This is a genomic window from Methylococcales bacterium (assembly GCA_030949405.1).
Classification (GTDB): domain Bacteria; phylum Pseudomonadota; class Gammaproteobacteria; order Methylococcales; family Methylomonadaceae; genus WTBX01.
The window spans coordinates 892,714-909,439 of sequence record JAUZSN010000002.1 but is presented as its reverse complement, the minus strand read 5'-3'; the positions used below and the strand labels follow the sequence as shown (position 1 = coordinate 909,439).

16 protein-coding genes are annotated in these 16,726 nt (G+C 37.3%); 9 read left to right on the top strand and 7 right to left on the bottom strand.

From position 1 onward, the window contains the following. Positions 1-106 precede the first annotated feature (106 nt). From Q9M50_04810 to Q9M50_04795, 4 genes are all read left to right on the top strand, one after another. Positions 107-1,087, top strand: a complete 981-nt coding sequence (locus tag Q9M50_04810) for a MoxR family ATPase (protein MDQ7089949.1) — start codon at positions 107-109, stop codon at positions 1,085-1,087. A 66-nt stretch (positions 1,088-1,153) separates the two neighbouring features. Further along, positions 1,154-2,032, top strand: coding sequence for a DUF58 domain-containing protein (locus Q9M50_04805; GenBank protein MDQ7089948.1), 879 nt, complete (start codon positions 1,154-1,156; stop codon positions 2,030-2,032). Then, entirely contained in the window at positions 2,032-2,496 is a 465-nt protein-coding gene (locus Q9M50_04800) for a DUF4381 domain-containing protein (GenBank protein MDQ7089947.1), read from the top strand. Before Q9M50_04805 ends, Q9M50_04800 begins: the two co-directional genes overlap by 1 nt. Continuing rightward, positions 2,493-3,488, top strand: coding sequence for a VWA domain-containing protein (locus Q9M50_04795; GenBank protein ID MDQ7089946.1), 996 nt, complete (start codon positions 2,493-2,495; stop codon positions 3,486-3,488). Before Q9M50_04800 ends, Q9M50_04795 begins: the two co-directional genes overlap by 4 nt. Here Q9M50_04795 and Q9M50_04790 read toward each other — a convergent pair. Further along, positions 3,485-3,829 carry a hypothetical protein gene (locus tag Q9M50_04790; protein MDQ7089945.1) on the bottom strand — a complete coding sequence of 115 codons (345 nt, stop codon included), beginning with the start codon at positions 3,827-3,829 and terminating at the stop codon, positions 3,485-3,487. The two genes, Q9M50_04795 and Q9M50_04790, sit on opposite strands and share 4 nt — an antisense overlap. Positions 3,830-3,923: 94 nt before the next feature. Between Q9M50_04790 and Q9M50_04785 the strand changes: the two genes are divergently transcribed. Together Q9M50_04785 and Q9M50_04780 are read left to right on the top strand one after the other, a co-directional pair. Next, entirely contained in the window at positions 3,924-4,121 is a 198-nt protein-coding gene (locus Q9M50_04785; GenBank protein MDQ7089944.1) for a hypothetical protein, read from the top strand. 522 nt (positions 4,122-4,643) lie between these two features. Further along, complete coding sequence (locus tag Q9M50_04780; protein MDQ7089943.1) at positions 4,644-5,534, top strand: Rpn family recombination-promoting nuclease/putative transposase; 891 nt, start codon at positions 4,644-4,646, stop codon at positions 5,532-5,534. Between the two features lie 52 nt (positions 5,535-5,586). On the opposite strand, the gene Q9M50_04775 is transcribed toward Q9M50_04780, so the two are convergent. Beyond that, on the bottom strand, positions 5,587-6,351 hold the full coding sequence (locus Q9M50_04775; protein ID MDQ7089942.1) for a DUF4214 domain-containing protein: 765 nt from the start codon (positions 6,349-6,351) through the stop codon (positions 5,587-5,589). A gap of 369 nt (positions 6,352-6,720) precedes the next feature. Here Q9M50_04775 and Q9M50_04770 point away from each other — a divergent pair, with 369 nt between their 5' ends. Beyond that, positions 6,721-7,239, top strand: a complete 519-nt coding sequence (locus tag Q9M50_04770) for a transposase family protein (GenBank protein MDQ7089941.1) — start codon at positions 6,721-6,723, stop codon at positions 7,237-7,239. Between the two features lie 26 nt (positions 7,240-7,265). Beyond that, positions 7,266-7,631: a transposase family protein gene (locus tag Q9M50_04765; GenBank protein MDQ7089940.1), complete on the top strand. Its 366-nt coding sequence runs from the start codon at positions 7,266-7,268 to the stop codon at positions 7,629-7,631. A 146-nt stretch (positions 7,632-7,777) separates the two neighbouring features. On the opposite strand, the gene Q9M50_04760 is transcribed toward Q9M50_04765, so the two are convergent. From Q9M50_04760 to Q9M50_04740, 5 genes are all read right to left on the bottom strand, one after another. Next, complete coding sequence (locus tag Q9M50_04760; protein MDQ7089939.1) at positions 7,778-9,238, bottom strand: Ig-like domain-containing protein; 1,461 nt, start codon at positions 9,236-9,238, stop codon at positions 7,778-7,780. A 620-nt stretch (positions 9,239-9,858) separates the two neighbouring features. Continuing rightward, positions 9,859-10,503, bottom strand: coding sequence for a hypothetical protein (locus Q9M50_04755; protein MDQ7089938.1), 645 nt, complete (start codon positions 10,501-10,503; stop codon positions 9,859-9,861). A gap of 1,061 nt (positions 10,504-11,564) precedes the next feature. Next, positions 11,565-12,347 (bottom strand): prolipoprotein diacylglyceryl transferase, encoded by a 783-nt coding sequence (lgt, locus tag Q9M50_04750; GenBank protein MDQ7089937.1) that lies wholly within the window; start codon positions 12,345-12,347, stop codon positions 11,565-11,567. Positions 12,348-12,349: 2 nt separating this feature from the next. Then, entirely contained in the window at positions 12,350-14,767 is a 2,418-nt protein-coding gene (gene gyrB, locus Q9M50_04745) for a DNA topoisomerase (ATP-hydrolyzing) subunit B (protein MDQ7089936.1), read from the bottom strand. 455 nt (positions 14,768-15,222) lie between these two features. Further along, on the bottom strand, positions 15,223-15,450 hold the full coding sequence (locus tag Q9M50_04740) for an addiction module antitoxin RelB (protein ID MDQ7089935.1): 228 nt from the start codon (positions 15,448-15,450) through the stop codon (positions 15,223-15,225). A 222-nt stretch (positions 15,451-15,672) separates the two neighbouring features. Between Q9M50_04740 and Q9M50_04735 the strand changes: the two genes are divergently transcribed. Further along, positions 15,673-16,656 carry a phosphate ABC transporter substrate-binding protein PstS family protein gene (locus tag Q9M50_04735; protein ID MDQ7089934.1) on the top strand — a complete coding sequence of 328 codons (984 nt, stop codon included), beginning with the start codon at positions 15,673-15,675 and terminating at the stop codon, positions 16,654-16,656. Positions 16,657-16,726 lie beyond the last annotated feature (70 nt).

The window sequence follows — 16,726 nt, the reverse complement described above, 5'->3', positions numbered from 1 at the left end:
TTATCCACAGGCTATATTGCAAATTTTACGGCACTTCTTGTACAATATTTATTGCAATTTACCTAAAATATTCGATAATCGCAACCTCAAGGAGAGCTTTTCACTCATGCCTGCTAAGAATAAATCCCTTTTTTCTCTACAAGAGCTTCAAAATCATATTAACCAACAAATCATTGGCCAAGAGGTTTTGGTTGAGCGAATGTTGATTACGTTATTGGCTGATGGCCATCTTTTGGTTGAAGGTGCGCCTGGATTGGCTAAGACTCGAGCGGTGAATGTTTTAAGCCGTGGAATTGAAGCTGACTTTCACCGTGTTCAATTTACGCCCGATTTACTGCCTGCTGATTTGACTGGTACAGAAATTTATCGACCCCAACAAAGTGCCTTTGAATTTCAAAAAGGGCCTTTGTTTCATAATATTATTCTTGCCGATGAAATTAATCGCTCGCCTGCTAAAGTTCAAGCGGCCTTGCTGGAGGCAATGGGGGAGCGACAAATTACGGTTGGGGCCTATACGTACCCTCTGACCCCCTTGTTCATGGTGATGGCCACTCAAAATCCTATTGAGCAAGAAGGCACTTACCCATTACCCGAAGCCCAGCTTGATCGTTTTTTGCTGCATGTGAAAATTGATTACCCTCATGCCGAACATGAAAAATCTATTTTGCATTTAGCGCGAGAAGAGGCGAAAAAAGAATTAAAAGCCGATAGTCCTATCGTGGATCGGGTGTCTCAAGAAACATTGTTTGAAGCCCGCGCTCAAGTGTTGAATGTCCATTTGGCGGATAGTTTGGAAGATTATTTATTACAAATTATTTTAGCCACCCGTGAGCCTAAAGTTTACGGTCAAGATTTAGCGGGTTGGTTGCAGTACGGGGCCAGTCCACGGGCAAGTATTGCGTTGGATCGTTGTTCGCGTGCTAGAGCATGGCTTGCGGGACGTGATTTTGTAACGCCTGAAGATATTCAAGCCTTGGCGTTTGATGTGTTACGTCATCGCATTATTTTGTCCTATGAAGCCGAGGCAGAAGGCATTACCAGTGATTATTTCATTGAGCAATTAATTGCTAGAATTGCTGTTCCGTAGATGTTTTTTAAGAAAATAAACCGAAATCTGCCTGTGGATAACATTGTGGATAACTGGGGGGGGGCTGTGGATAACTCTGACCTGGTGTCGGTAAAATTATCCACTTTGGTTGGTTTAGCCCCGTTTTCAAAAGCGATTAATTTACGTCATCGTCGGATTCGTTCTCTGCAAAGTGGGGGTTATTTATCCCCGTTCAAAGGGCGTGGAATGGAGTTTGAAGAGGTGCGTCCCTATCAGTCAGGAGATGATATTCGGAGCATTGACTGGAAAGTCACCGCACGCACCGATAAACCGCATACTAAAATTTTTCGTGAAGAACGAGAGCGTCCTGTGTTTATTTCTGTCGATAACCGAAAGACAATGCACTTTGCAACACGAGGCGTTTTTAAATCCGTTCAAGCCGCAAAGTTGGCAGGATTAATTGCATGGGCGGCAAAGAATCACGGGGATCGTGTGGGTGGGCAGTTGTTTTCGGATAATTATTGTCAGGAAATTAAACCGCAAAATGGAAAACACGGCGTATTGCGATTTTTAAACACGCTGGTGAATCCTGCAACAACCCCTGCGCATGAATTTTCATTTGAGCGCGTATTATCGCGCCTACAGCATCATATCAAACCAGGCAGCCTGATCTACCTCGTGAGTGATTTTCGAGGCATGAGCGCGAACACAGAGGCGTATATGACGAAATTAGCACGGCATTGTCAGGTGGTCTTGATTTTTATTTATGATCCATTGGAAAAAGCCTTACCTGAGCAAGGTCGTTATCGCTTCACGGATCATCAGCGCGATGTGGTGATCGACAGTAGCGACACGCAAAAATTATCCAGTTATCAGCAGCGTTTTGAAATTCATTATCAAAAATTGGAAGCGTTGGCTAAAAAATTGGGGTTGTTATTAATTCAATGCGATACCACCGCAGATCCACTGGAGTGTTTACGATAATGGCTGAAACTGAACTTGCTTTGCGTGACATCCATCTTCCCGAAGCTCTTAGCAACGCGTCTTTTGCTATCGGCTGGTGGATGTTGTTGATTTTAATTCCGCTGCTTTGCTTTTCTGGCTACTGGTTGTTTAAACGCATTACGCGCAAAACAGCGATTAAAGCGGCTCGAAAATTATTGAAAAATTTAAAAGTCGATGATTCACAAACAAAACGTGAAAAATTAGAAATTGTTTCCGCCTTGTTGCGTCGCGTCGCAATTAGCCTTAATTCGCGCTCAGATTGCGCTGGTTTGACAGGGAAGGCTTGGTTGTCATATCTGGATAGCTTGTGGAAAGAAAACGCCTTCAGCGAAGGCTCAGGACAAATTTTAATTTCAGGCCGATTTCAAAAGCAATCGGATGATTTTGATATGGAGGGCTTAATTGCCATGACAGAACGTTGGCTAAAGGCTCAAAAATTATGATTCATTTTTTCTGGCCGTGGATATTTTTAATACTCCCGTTGCCTTATCTGCTTAGAATTTTATTACCTGCTGAGGTTCACAGTGAACAAGCGGCCCTGAAAGTGCCTTTTTTGGATGATTTTTCCACAGAAGGAGCAAACGTGGTCAGTCAGCCGAATAAGTGGGCCTTATGGCTGGCAATGATTGCGTGGCTTTTGTTGGTTATTGCCTCAGCGAGGCCGCAATGGTTAGGTGAGCCGATTGAGCAAGCGATGAGTGGGCGGGATTTAATGCTCGCTGTCGATTTATCAGGCAGTATGGATGAGCAGGATTTTTTGCTGAATGATAAGCCTGTGAATCGTTTGTTAGCGACCAAAGTGGTGGCCACTGATTTTATTCGTCGACGTATTGGCGATAGAATTGGCTTGATTTTATTTGGTACTCATGCTTATCTTCAAACTCCCTTGACCTTTGATCGTGAGACGGTGATTAAATTACTCAATGAATCATTTATTGGAATCACGGATGATGAGCCTGCAACCTCGATTGGGGACGCAATTGGGTTGGCGGTTAAACGCTTGACGAAGGAAGCTATTAATAGCCGAGTATTAATTTTATTAACCGATGGTGCGAATACCGCAGGGGAGGTAAGTCCTTTAAAAGCGGCAGAACTTGCCGCCAATGAAGACTTAAAAATTTATACAATTGGGGTCGGTGCGGATGAAATGTTAATCCGTAGTTTGTTTGGCTCTCGCAAAGTAAATCCATCAAAAGATTTGGATGAAAAGACGTTAAAAGCGATTGCAGAAAAAACGGGTGGGCGTTATTTTCGGGCGCGAAATACCGAAGAGTTAGGGCAAATTTATCAAATTTTGGACGCGTTAGAGCCTGTGGAAAAAGATAAGCAATATTTTAGACCTCGGAAGGAGTTATATTTTTATCCTTTAGCGTGGGCCTTATTATTGACAGCGGTTATTTGTGGGTATCGGATCGTTGAAAGTAGACGTTTTTAATCGTCGGTTGTTTCGACTTCATCTGCGGGGTGTAAGTTTAAATTGCAACGCATGGCATTGGCGTATTTGAAACCTACGGGTTTTACGGTGCCGATCGGTAAGGTGTTAAGGCTAAGAGCGGTCATAGTTGAGGCTTTTCTAAAGGTATTTGATTTCTTTGCCAGCAGCGACAAAATAAACAAGGCCTCATCCTCGGTTATTTCATTATCCGTCATCATTTTTTGCGCTAAGTTAGTGACTTTGATATAGGCTCGAATGCGTTTATTACGATTGATAAACCCAATAGAGGGCATACTTTTGAGTAATTTTTTATAAACCTCAACAGGGTCTTTTGTATCCATGTTTTTGTTTTTATGATGAGAGAAAATTGTGATTATCAATGATTTTTGATTATTTTCAAAATTTAAGGCTAATTTTAGCGGATGAGGGTTTGGTATGAGTGAGCATTTTTTAACGAATATAGAGGTTAAGCAGTTTAAATGTTTTGGTGATTTTAAGGCTAAGGGGTTTAAGCGCGTTAATTTGATTGGCGGGAAAAATAATATTGGTAAAACAGCGTTTATGGAGGCTTGTTATATCAACACTTCGGACAGTTTTAAAAAAGATAGCGGTCTTAATTCTATAAGCAATTGATTTTAAAGGGTTTTATATTTACGAGATGTGTTGGTAAATTCTTTTTTAAATCAATGCGTTACAAAAACTGTCCGAACTATTGTAACCTTGAAATTAGAAAAATGGGATTTTAGGAGTCTTTAACCTTCTGAAAACTGTTTAAAATAACTACAAAACCTTTCATTTTAATTAAAAAGAATATAAATATTAATGGGTTAGCTTAAGTTACTGGCATTGTGTCTGCCCCCTTATTTCACTTTTTCTTATTTCAAGTATGCAAAATGCAAGACTTGACCCTTTCTTTTTAAAATATAATATAGTTCAAATCATAGACCCTATATTAACTAATTTTAAAAGTCTTTTTTCATAATAGATTCGTAGCCCGTATGGAGCGAAGCGAAATACGGGATTTCGGTATGGTGTTTTATCCTATTCATAACTATAGGGTAGTTTACAAATAAAGTTAACGTAGGGGTTCCCGTATTCTACAAACTCCTTGCTATTCTTGTTATAATTTCAAACAATAATCACTAGGAAAAAACAATGGCAAGAAAACTCATCAGCTTTGATTGGGCAATTAAAAAAATACTCAGAAGCAAAGCTAATTTTGGAATTTTGGAAGGTTTTTTAAGTGAACTATTATTCACTGATATTACAATTTTAGAAGTCTTAGAAAGTGAAGGTAATCAAGAATTTAAAGACAATAAAACTAACCGCGTTGATATTAAAGTCATTGATAGCCATCAACAAATTATTATTGTAGAAATTCAATATTCACGGGAATTAGATTATTTACAGCGCATTCTGTTTGCCACCTCCAAAACCATTAATGAACATATGTTAGAAGGCGATGCTTATGCCAATGTCAGCAAAGTAATTTCTATTAATATTCTCTATTTTGATTTTGGTAAAGGGGATGATTATATTTATCATGGTAAAACAAAATTTATAGGTTTACACAATCACCATGAACTCCAATTAAGCGATGAACAGAAAAGACTTTATACCGTTAATACGGTTAGCGATATTTATCCTGAATATTATTTAATTGAACTGCGTAATTTTAATGACATTGCCAAAAATAGTTTAGATGAATGGATTTATTTTCTTAAAAATGAAAAAATTAGTGATAATTTTCACGCCAAAGGGCTTAAACAAGCACAACAAACCTTGGATGTGCTTAAAATGGATGAAAAAGAACGTTTTCAATATGAACAACACCAAAAGCAGTTGCATCATGAAGCAAGTTTGTATCAGTCAACTTATGTATTAGGAAAAATGGAAGGGATGGAGAAAGGGATAGAAATTGGAGAGGAACGAGGCATGGCAAAAAATAATTTATCAACGGCAAAACGACTAAAAGAGGTGGGGGTTGCTATCGAAATCATTATGTTAGCAACCGATTTATCAATAAATCAAATAGATGAATTATAACCTTAAGTAAAATGATAGAGATGCAATATTCTGCATCTCTACAAATTAACCATTATATTGCAAAATCCCATTCTGATGTCGATGCATAATGAGATTTCATTTCAGGAGATGAAATAATTTGAGTTGCTAAATCCTCAAGCGTTAATGTTTTATTTTCTAAATGATTAACCCAAAAATCTTTGCCTACTGGATTAGAAGGTCGTCCTAAAAAACTTTTATAAAATTGCTCAACTTGCGTTGGAATATCAGCTTCAGTTATATCAAAACCAATTTTTTGTTGTTGTTCTTCCGAGTTCATAAAAAATAGTGCCATGCCACCTAATGTTAAGCCTTTATTAATAATGGAGTCAGCCCAATATTGTTCACCATTCATATCAGCTTGTCGTCCAAACATTTGAGAATAAGTTCCTGAAATTGCACTTATTTCTAGGCTATGTTCATAATTGATGATTATAGCCTCATCAGCAAATTGTAAGTTTTCAGCATTTACTAAGGTGACAACATCGTTAGAGTCTGTAATAGAGGTAATCGTTATTTTTGCAAAATCTTGTTTGATTGTATAATCACTTTTATTACCTTCAAAGTTGATTAAATCTGTATTTAAGCCGCCATGTAATAAATGCGCCCCTTTACCCACATAAAATAGATCATCACCGCCGTTTCCAAATACTCGTTGTTCAGTTTGAGTTTCACCAATGATTAAAGTATTATCTTCATCACCCGCTTCAATTGAAACCTCCCCTGTTATCGCTGCAAAATCAATTTGTTTTAATTGTAATAAACTATTTGCAGGTAAAGTGCTTGCGTCAATAACCAACGCATTAATAACAGGACTACTGCTGTTAGATTCATTCTGTGTCCCTTCAATAATAATCGGCTTATTGGCTGAATTATCATTATTGCTCGTTAATATTATTTTTTGCTCAAAGAATGACTGAGACTCTTCATTAAAAAGGTCTAAAAATTGTTCACCACCAAAGACAGGTTGCTTTTGATTTGTAGTAAATATGGCTTTAATAGACTTGTTCTTCTAAATAAAATATATTAAAATCAATTGCTTATATATAATTGATAACATTCACAATCAGTTGATACAGCCTAATAAATAAACTTTAAATTAAATTATTAAAAATAATAAATAAGCTTTATAATAAATTTCTATAAAAAATAAAAATCAAAGTATAACATGAAAATAAAAGAAATTTTACCAAGAATTTATGATGATAGACAGTTAAGAGCTTTAACAGGATTAAAAACAGAACATTTTATTTTACTATTATCTCTATTTGAAAAGACCCTTATTGAAGATCAAAAAGAAAAACATGAAAATAAAGAAAGAAAATACGGTAGTGGTTTAGATAGCACATTAAAAACACCCGCAGACAAATTATTATTTATATTAAATTATATGAAGTGCTATTCTACTTTCGATCACTTAGGGTTTTCTTTTAATATGAATAAATCATGCGCCCATACTCATGTATACAAATTATTTCCAATTTTAATAAAGACGTTAGATATATTTAATGTTTTACCTGCAACAAGTTTTTCAACCCCTGAAGAAATGCAGCAGGCTTTTGGCGGAGTTCAAACATTGATAATAGATGCTACAGAGCGTGCTGTACAACGCCCTAGTGACTATGAAGAACAAAATGAATTTTACAGTGGTAAAAAAAACAGCATACAATTAAAAATACCACTATAGCTTCTTTAGGTCATTTAATTTTATATATTGGGGTTAGTTTTCCAGGTAAAAATCATGATTATGGAATGTTTAAAAAAGAATTTAATCCAGAATTAAATTGGTTTAGTAATTTTAATATATTTATTGATTTAGGTTATTTGGGGTTTAATAATGAATATAAAACTAATTCGGTAAATATTCCTCATAAAAAACCAAATAAATCTAAGCATAATCCAAACCCAACATTAACAGAAAATAAAAAAAAAGAAAACAAAGATATGAGTCGTGAAAGAGTCATTGTTGAGCATGTAATCGGTGGAATGAAAAGATATAGATGCCTAGTTGACAAGTTTAGAAATAAAAAAGAAGGTGTAAAAGATTTAGGCTACCAACTTAAGGCGGGACAGTTTTAAATCCCCAATATTTACAAAGTGAGGAAAATCAACAATCGTGCAGTAGTTGATTTTACTGGATGTCCCGTCTTAAGTTGGTAGCCTATATTTATTTTCTTTTTTAGCGGCTATCCTATGGAATTTTAACATGATATATTAACTTCTTCTTAAAGAACAAGTCTAATATCTGTAATTAAATTATTTTTAATTTCAGAAAGTGGTTGAAACTCTGTAATTCCCTTAGCGATAAACTCTATATTAGCAGGTAGGCTTATATTAACCCCCGACCCATCAATAGTTTTTTCAGTTACGATAGAAACTGGTGGTGATGGGACAACGGTATCAACAGTCATGGTTAATTGCGTGGCAGCGGTATTATTATTGCCTGCGGCATCGGTAAATTTATTGGCGGTAATATCAACAGTCGCTGCCGTAGTGCTATTTGCGGTTGGGGTGAAATCAACGGTATAGCTTTTGCCAGTGCCAGAGAAGTTACTTAAAGTGCCTCCACTAACATTAATGTCATCCACGGTAAAATCAGTTGCCGACTCGCTTAATGTAATAGTTAATCCTGCCACATCACCCGTTTTTAATGCCGCGTCATCCGCATCCGAGCTAATAGAAACTGTTGGGGCAGTAGTATCAGGAGCTGCTGGTGGTGGTGGTGGTGGGACAACAGTATCAACAGTCATGGTTAATTGCGTGGCAGCGGTATTATTATTGCCTGCGGCATCGGTAAATTTATTGGCGGTAATATCAACAGTCGCTGCCGTAGTGCTATTTGCGGTTGGGGTGAAATCAACGGTATAGCTTTTGCCAGTGCCAGAGAAGTTACTTAAAGTGCCTCCACTAACATTAATGTCATCCACGGTAAAATCAGTTGCCGACTCGCTTAATGTAATAGTTAATCCTGCCACATCACCCGTTTTTAATGCCGCGTCATCCGCATCCGAGCTAATAGAAACCGTGGGTGATATTGTATCAGAAGTAGAAAAATTTAGTGTTGTGGCATTACTAATTCCAGCATAAGCATTGCCCGCACTATCATTAATCACCCCACTGGCTAATTGAACGTTATAACTGGTATTCGCATTAAGATCAGCCGTTGGATTAATGGTCACCGTTTTACCGCTAATAGTGATTTGAGTTGAATCGTCAATAGCAATCGTTCGTGTATCACTACTATCATTTTCATTGGTAATTACAATATTGCCTGTGCCAGCAACTACATTTTCGCTAAAGGTTAAGACTCCAGAACCATCAACTGGAACAGACGTTGAGTTATCAGAGGGCGTACTGCTGGTTAGCGTTGGTGCAATAACATCATCTGGGTCAGCAAAATCAATGCTTAAATCAGTTTTAGTGGCATTCGTCACTTCGGATGCAGTGCTATATGTAAAATCACTATCTGAAAATGTTACGGTTAGATTGGATATATCATCTGCATTGGCGTGAGCGTCGGCTGTGCCTGTGAAACTCAAGGTTGCCGTGGTATTGCTGGCACGGACTAAAACGGCGGTTAATCCTGATGGGACATTGGTTACTGCGCCTAATGCGGAACCATTAACACTTGTGAAGGTTTCATTAACTAAAGTAATGGTTACTGGTAGTCGTAATAGAGCCATCATTAGCCGCAGCTTCTGTAAACGTACTACTACTGTAAGAGATATTAATATTTCTGGGCGGCATTATGGTCATGGCGGCAAAGGAAATGGAAAGAGGGAAAGGGAAAGGGAGGACGACAACGCCCTCCAATGGAAATATATTGAGTTGAGTTTCCCCATTGTGATTTATGAAAAATATCCAAATCTCTCAAAGGAAACGCAATTTTCATCAATTGCTCTGTTTTCATTTTTTAACTAGTTTTCATTTAAAAAATGAATTTAACATTTTAAATTCATTTTTGCAACTATAAGAGATTCATAAATACAAGGAGTTAAAAATCAAGGGTTCAGAGAAAATACCAGTAAGTTAATTACAACCAATTGATTGTATTAGGTTAAATTACCTTGAAATATTTTATTCTCAAGCTGAGGTTAAGGAATAATGTAAATACCAAAAGGTTTAGTTACAACTTACACAAAAACACTCAAAAAAAATCACCCGAACAGGTTATTTTTGATAAAACTTAAAAAATATTTCACATCACTCAACTAACCCTGAATCACTGAATCAAAGGGTTGGCCGCATTTTTCAAACTACCTAAATAATCATGATAGTGTTGTTGTTCATTCATTTTGAAACCCTATTATTTAGCCGAAACCATCAAGCGTGTTTTAATAATTTGTTTTAAGGCTTTAAGCATTTTGAAAATTGCAAATACCTGTTTATTATCCGCGCTGTAATTTTTACTAATGCAATATTCATGTCCGTCTAATATCACAAAATTCCAGATTAACCCAACGATAAACAAACCATAAATGGGTTTGCTATTCTGATTTATTTCTCTGGCAACCAACATCGCTGCTAACACTTGCGCGTCTGGTGTCCCTTGATTTTCCACACTGCGTTTATATTCATGAAAACAAAAATAGGGCGTGTGCGGATTACGGACACCCGTCGCAATTACGCCATCAACAATGCCTGATAATTGGTAATCACCCACTATACCGACAAATGACCTCTCCAAAAAATAACCAATTTGCTCATCATCAATATCTGCCACCATAATTAAAGGACTGATAAATTTATTTTCCAATTCCGTTTCATTCCAAGCTCTACCACCGCGAACAAGCGTTTTTTGAAGTTGTATCACATTGCGTTTTTCAAAATCATCTATTTCTTGCGTGTTATTTTCCCATTCGTCTAACGTCGTATTGCTCCAGACTTGTTTTAACTTAAATGCCGCATCTAAATCATCTAAATCCCATTCTTTAAAAGTCGCTGTTTTCATAAATTATCATCCTGTTGCTTGTCAAATTGCAATCAAGCAATCAAGGGGTCGGAGTTGTTGGTTTCACCCCTTTGTCTTGCAAACAAGGGGTCAGCCAGATTTTTTTCAATAACTCCGACCCCTTGAAAACAGGATGTACTGAGGCACGAAGCGCATTGATCTGTCTTCATCTTATCACTCCTCAATATTAGGGTATACCATGATTATTATACTTAAATGGAGTGAGTAAATGAATATTATTACACTTTATTATTGTGGTAATAACTAATACTCAATAATTAAGGGTTATAAACTATGTTTGCGTACTTGTATCAAGGGTAATTAAAAAGGAACAAAAGAGGGCGACAAGTTAAGCTTGTCATTTCTTGAAAAACAACTTTTTTCGAGTAAAATAACACGAATGATGCGCCTCCTATCGTGTTGACAACCTTGATAAATTCTCTGGTTTTCTTTGATGATAAAAAGTGTGTTATGTTAATTGGAGGCCGATCCTCCATTATTCGTTGCTTGTTGCCTATTGAAAATAGCTGAGTTAAGTTTCCCCATTGTGATTTATGAAAAATATCCAAATCTCCCAAAGGAAACGCAATTTTCATCAATTGATCTGTTTTCATTTTTACAACTATAAGAGATTCATAAATACAAGATAAACTTGATAAATAAAAGAAGCAGGTAGATACTTTTTTAAAAAGTAAGTCTAATTTTGTAAAAAATCATAAAAATTTTATGAATTTATTTCAATAGGTAGCGTATAAAAACGTGTCCCATCACATTCTGTTTTAGCTCTCAACATGCCATAAATGACGTGTAACAGCCAAGTAGGGTGGGCAAGCGTATTAAAACGCCGCCCAATACGTTATCTTCAGCATGGAAACAAAATATCTAAATCCTCGATACTCTCATTAACAGGGTGTTGAATAGCCTCAGCATAAGTAACCCTTCCTATGATAAAAATAATCTAACACCCCATTTTTTCAGGTAATCGAGTAATGACTCAATTTAACTTTATTTCAAGCAAAAAAAACCGTTCACTTTTATAAACGGTTTCAGATGAAATACGTTTAAACTCTTTTTTTATGCGCCCAATAAAACAAACCCGCCCCAATCACAATCATCGGGACTGATAATAGTTGCCCCATCGTAACCCAATCTAAGGCCAAATAACCCAAATGAGCATCAGGTAAGCGAAAAAATTCAACAAAAAATCGAAAATCCCCGTAGAGAAATAAAACCAATCCCGTAGCGGCCATCGTTGGACGTTGCTTATTTGTGTAAATCCAAAGAATCACAAACAACACCAGCCCTTCTAAAAATGCCTCATAAAGTTGTGAAGGATGTCGTGGCAAATCCCCGCCATTCGGGAAAACCATTCCCCATGAGACATCCGTAACCCGTCCCCATAATTCAGCATTAATAAAATTACCTATTCGTCCTAACCCTAATCCTATTGGGACTAACGGAGATAATAAGTCGGTTAATTGCAGCATGGTGCAGTTCTGCTTTTTAGCAAAAAACCACATTGCGACAAAAACCCCCAACATCCCCCCATGAAAAGACATTCCGCCTTGCCAAATTTTGAATAAAATTAAAGGATCGTCTAAAAATAAACCAAAATTATAGAATAAAATATAGCCAAACCGCCCCCCAATAATTACCCCTAATGCCCCAAAATAAACAAGGTCCTCAATGGCTTCAGGCTTAATCACGGAATAGGATTGTTTAGCGCGATACTGCCCTAAAAAATAAACCCCCGCAAAACCTAAGAGGTACATTAAGCCATACCAGTGAACTTTAATAATGCCTAAATCTAAGGCAACGGGATCAATATTAGGATAAGTCAACATAATTATACGTCCAAGTTACTCACGTCTAAGGCGTTTTTAACAATAAAATCACGACGAGGTTCAACTTCATCGCCCATTAAGGTGGTGAAAATTTCATCGGCAGCAACCCCATCTTCAATGGTAACTTGTAATAATCGCCGATTATCAACATCTAACGTGGTTTCCCATAATTGGTCAGGGTTCATTTCACCTAAACCTTTATAACGTTGGATATGCTGTCCTTTTTTAACTTCTTTCATCATCCATTCGTAAGCCTGCTTAAAATTACGCACGGGATAGTCACGCTCACCCATTCGCATCAGTGATTTTTCAGTAAATAAACCTGCGGTATCATGAGCATACTGAGCAATTTTTTTGTAATCATGACTATTAAAGAAACTCGGCTTAATCACCAAGGTTTTATCAATACCATGTAAACGTTTATTGACGACTAATTCGTAATCATCAGCGGCTTGATACGTTAACTGAATCTTAAAGACAGCGGGCATATCGCCATCATTATTTAATTTTTCTTCTAATAGCGCAGTCCATTTTGAAAATTCAGCCTCATTGTTTAATAACGCTTCATCAACAACGGTCATATAGGTTAAATAGTCTAAAAACAAGCCATCATAACGCGGGGTTAAATGTTTAATAATCGTACTAACCCGCGCAAATTCTTGAGCTAATTTTTCTAAGCCCGTGCCTTGAATAACAGGAATATCGACATCGGTTTGTAACTGCGCTTTATCTAAGGCCATTTGCAGCAGATACTGATTTAACTCATTATCATCTTTAACATAATGCTCTTGTTTCCCTTTTTTAACTTTATATAACGGCGGTTGTGCAATATAAATATAACCGCGCTCAATGAGTTCACGCATTTGTCGATAGAAAAAGGTCAGTAATAAGGTACGAATATGCGAGCCATCGACATCCGCATCGGTCATAATAATGATGCGGTGATAGCGTAATTTATCGGGATTGTATTCTTCTTTACCAATTCCACAGCCTAACGCGGTAATTAATGTGCCGACTTCTTCAGAGGAAATCATTCGATCAAAACGCGCGCGCTCTACATTTAAAATTTTTCCTTTCAAGGGTAAAATAGCTTGTGTACGTCGATCACGTCCTTGTTTCGCCGACCCCCCCGCAGAATCCCCTTCCACAATAAATATTTCAGATAATGCAGGGTCTTTTTCTTGGCAATCGGCTAATTTTCCTGGTAATCCTGCAATATCTAAAGTTGTTTTGCGGCGAGTCATTTCTCGTGCTTTTCGCGCTGCATCTCTTGCTCGTGCGGCATCAATGATTTTATTAACAATCGTTTTAGCAATTTGCGGTTGCTCTAATAAAAACTCTTGAAGCTTCTCGTTCATCGTGGATTCGACCAGCGGTCTAACTTCCGATGAAACTAATTTATCTTTAGTTTGTGAAGAAAATTTAGGATCAGGCACTTTAACCGATAACACGGCGGTAAGTCCTTCCCGCGCATCATCGCCTGTGGTGGAAACTTTTTCTTTTTTAGCCAAACCACTGCTTTCAATGTATTGATTAATGGTTCGAGTTAATGCTCCACGAAACCCCGCTAAATGCGAGCCGCCATCGCGTTGAGGAATGTTATTGGTATAGCAAAAAATATTTTCTTGATAGGAATCATTCCATTGCATCGCTACTTCAACAGTCACATCTTCTTTATCCGCCGTAAAATGAAACACATCAGGAAATAACGGGGTTTTATTTTTATTTAAATGCTGAACAAATGCACTAATCCCGCCTTCAAATTCAAACACATCTTCTTTTTCGGTGCGTTCATCTTTTAAAGAAATCCGTACGCCCGAATTTAAAAACGATAATTCCCGCAAACGTTTGGCTAAAATATCATAATGAAATTCAACGCCAGAAAAGGTTTCAGTACTGGGTTTAAAATTAATTTTAGTCCCCGAACCCGTCGTATCACCCATTAATTTTAAAGGGGCTTGCGGTTCACCCATTTTATAAACCTGATGATACAGTTGACCGTTTTTACGAATTTCTAAGGTCATTATTTCTGATAAGGCATTAACCACTGAAATTCCAACGCCGTGAAGTCCCCCTGAAATTTTATAAGCATTGTCATCAAATTTCCCCCCCGCATGAAGGACGGTCATAATCACTTCAGCCGCCGAACGACCTTCTTCAGCGTGAATATCAACAGGAATTCCGCGACCATCATCAGCCACACTGACGGAGCCATTGCTATGAATAATGACATCAACGCCTTTACAAAATCCTGCTAAGGCTTCATCAATCGAATTATCAACAACCTCAAAGACCATGTGATGCAAACCTGTGCCATCATCGGTATCCCCAATATACATCCCAGGGCGTTTTCTTACTGCATCCAAGCCTTTGAGAACGGTGATATTAGAACTATCGTATTCGTTATTGTTTTCTACCATGCTGTTTCCAGTTATTCCGTTATGAATGCTTCATGTGAAACATTACCATTGCATTATGCGAATCAGGGGGTATTTTACCATAATAAAATAGGTAAAAAATGGCTCAACTCTTTTTAACACACAGTCAAAAATTAACGAAAAAATACGAGGTAACTATTTTATTCATTTAAATTTTACGTTGCCAGTATGAAGGTTGCCTACGCGGGTGCATAATGGCAATAATATAAACGGATGTATTCCTTAATTCATAAAGGATATAATAAGGAAAGCGTTGAATTGTTTTTTACAGATTTCTTTAACAACAATAGCCGATATTTCAGGATAATCTACGATTTGATCAACATTTCGATAAACGTCATTAAGAAAACTATCGCCCAAATTTTGGGTTTGTTTTTCATAAAAAAAAGCGGCATCTAGCAATTATTTTTCAGCAAGATAATGAAATAAAACGCCTTTCATTGATGAATAATTTTTTTTATAAACGAAAAAATCGCCTCCGTAGAACGGACTTGCGAATCATCCTGATCTAATGCGCCACTTCGATGCAAAGCCTCATCAAGCCAAAGCGGTTTATTTTCAGTAACTGTTACCTCATTTAAACTTAATAGCAATTTTTGGGTTAATTCAGCACGAAATTCATAGGATAAATTTAACGCCTCATGCTCTACAAGTTGAAAATCCATACGACTCCCCTCATATTTTTTAATTTCTTAATTTAAGTTAACGTTTAGCATTAACCTAAATAAACGGCCTTGTTAGTCCTTCCTACTTTTCAACAAGACAGCAATAATAAATAGGTTTCACTGGAAACATTCGCCTTTGTCATAAAATTGTCACATTAACGTCATACTATTGTCACTCTAAATTAAGACAATATCTCCCACATTATCTTAAAAGAGGTTCGTATGAAAACGTTTAAAATAAAATCATTAGTGCTGGCACTGGGGTTTGTTTCAACATCTTTGTTAAGTGGTACTGCCGCCGCCATTCAAACCGTTGATGCTAAAATTCCAACCTATATAAAATCCAGTGGCATTTCAGGAAATTTATCCAGTGTCGGTTCGGATACTCTTGCGAATCTAATGACCCTTTGGGCCGAAGAGTTTAAGCGTGTTTATCCTAACGTTAATATTCAAATTCAAGCCGCAGGTTCATCAACCGCGCCCCCTGCATTAACCGAAGCAACCTCTAATTTAGGCCCGATGAGTCGGAAGATGAAGGACAAAGAACTCGATGCTTTTGAAAAGAAATATGGGTATAAACCCGTCGCGATTCCTGTCGCTATTGATGCGTTAGCTGTTTTTGTTCATAAAGACAACCCTATTACAGGGTTAACCGTTCCTCAAGTCGATGCCATTATGTCCTCAACGCGCAAGTGCGGTTATGCTACGGATATTTCAACATGGGGCGCAGCAGGTTTAACAGGTGATTGGACGGCAAAACCGATTCAATTATATGGTCGTAATTCAGTGTCAGGTACTTATGGTTATTTTAAGAAAAAAGCTTTGTGCAAAGGCGATTATAAAAATAATGTCAATGAGCAACCGGGGTCAGCGTCTGTGGTTCAATCCATTACCTCTTCTTTAAATGGGATTGGTTATTCAGGCATTGGCTATAAAACATCAAGCGTTAAAGCCGTCCCTTTAGCAAAAGAAGCGGGTCAAGACTTTATTGCCGCAACCCCTGAAAATGCAGTGACTGGAAAATACCCCTTAGCCCGCTTTCTGTATGTCTATGTGAATAAAGCTCCGAATAAAGCCCTTGCACCTTTAGAACAAGAGTTTATTAAATTAGTCTTATCGCAATCAGGTCAGCAAGTGGTTATTAAAGATGGTTACATCCCATTACCCGCCTCTGTCGTGAAAAAAGCATTAGCAAACATTCAATAACGTTTGCCTAATATTTAGAATGCAATCGCTATCAAGATTGCATTCGTTAATAAAAAATAGTCACCCTATT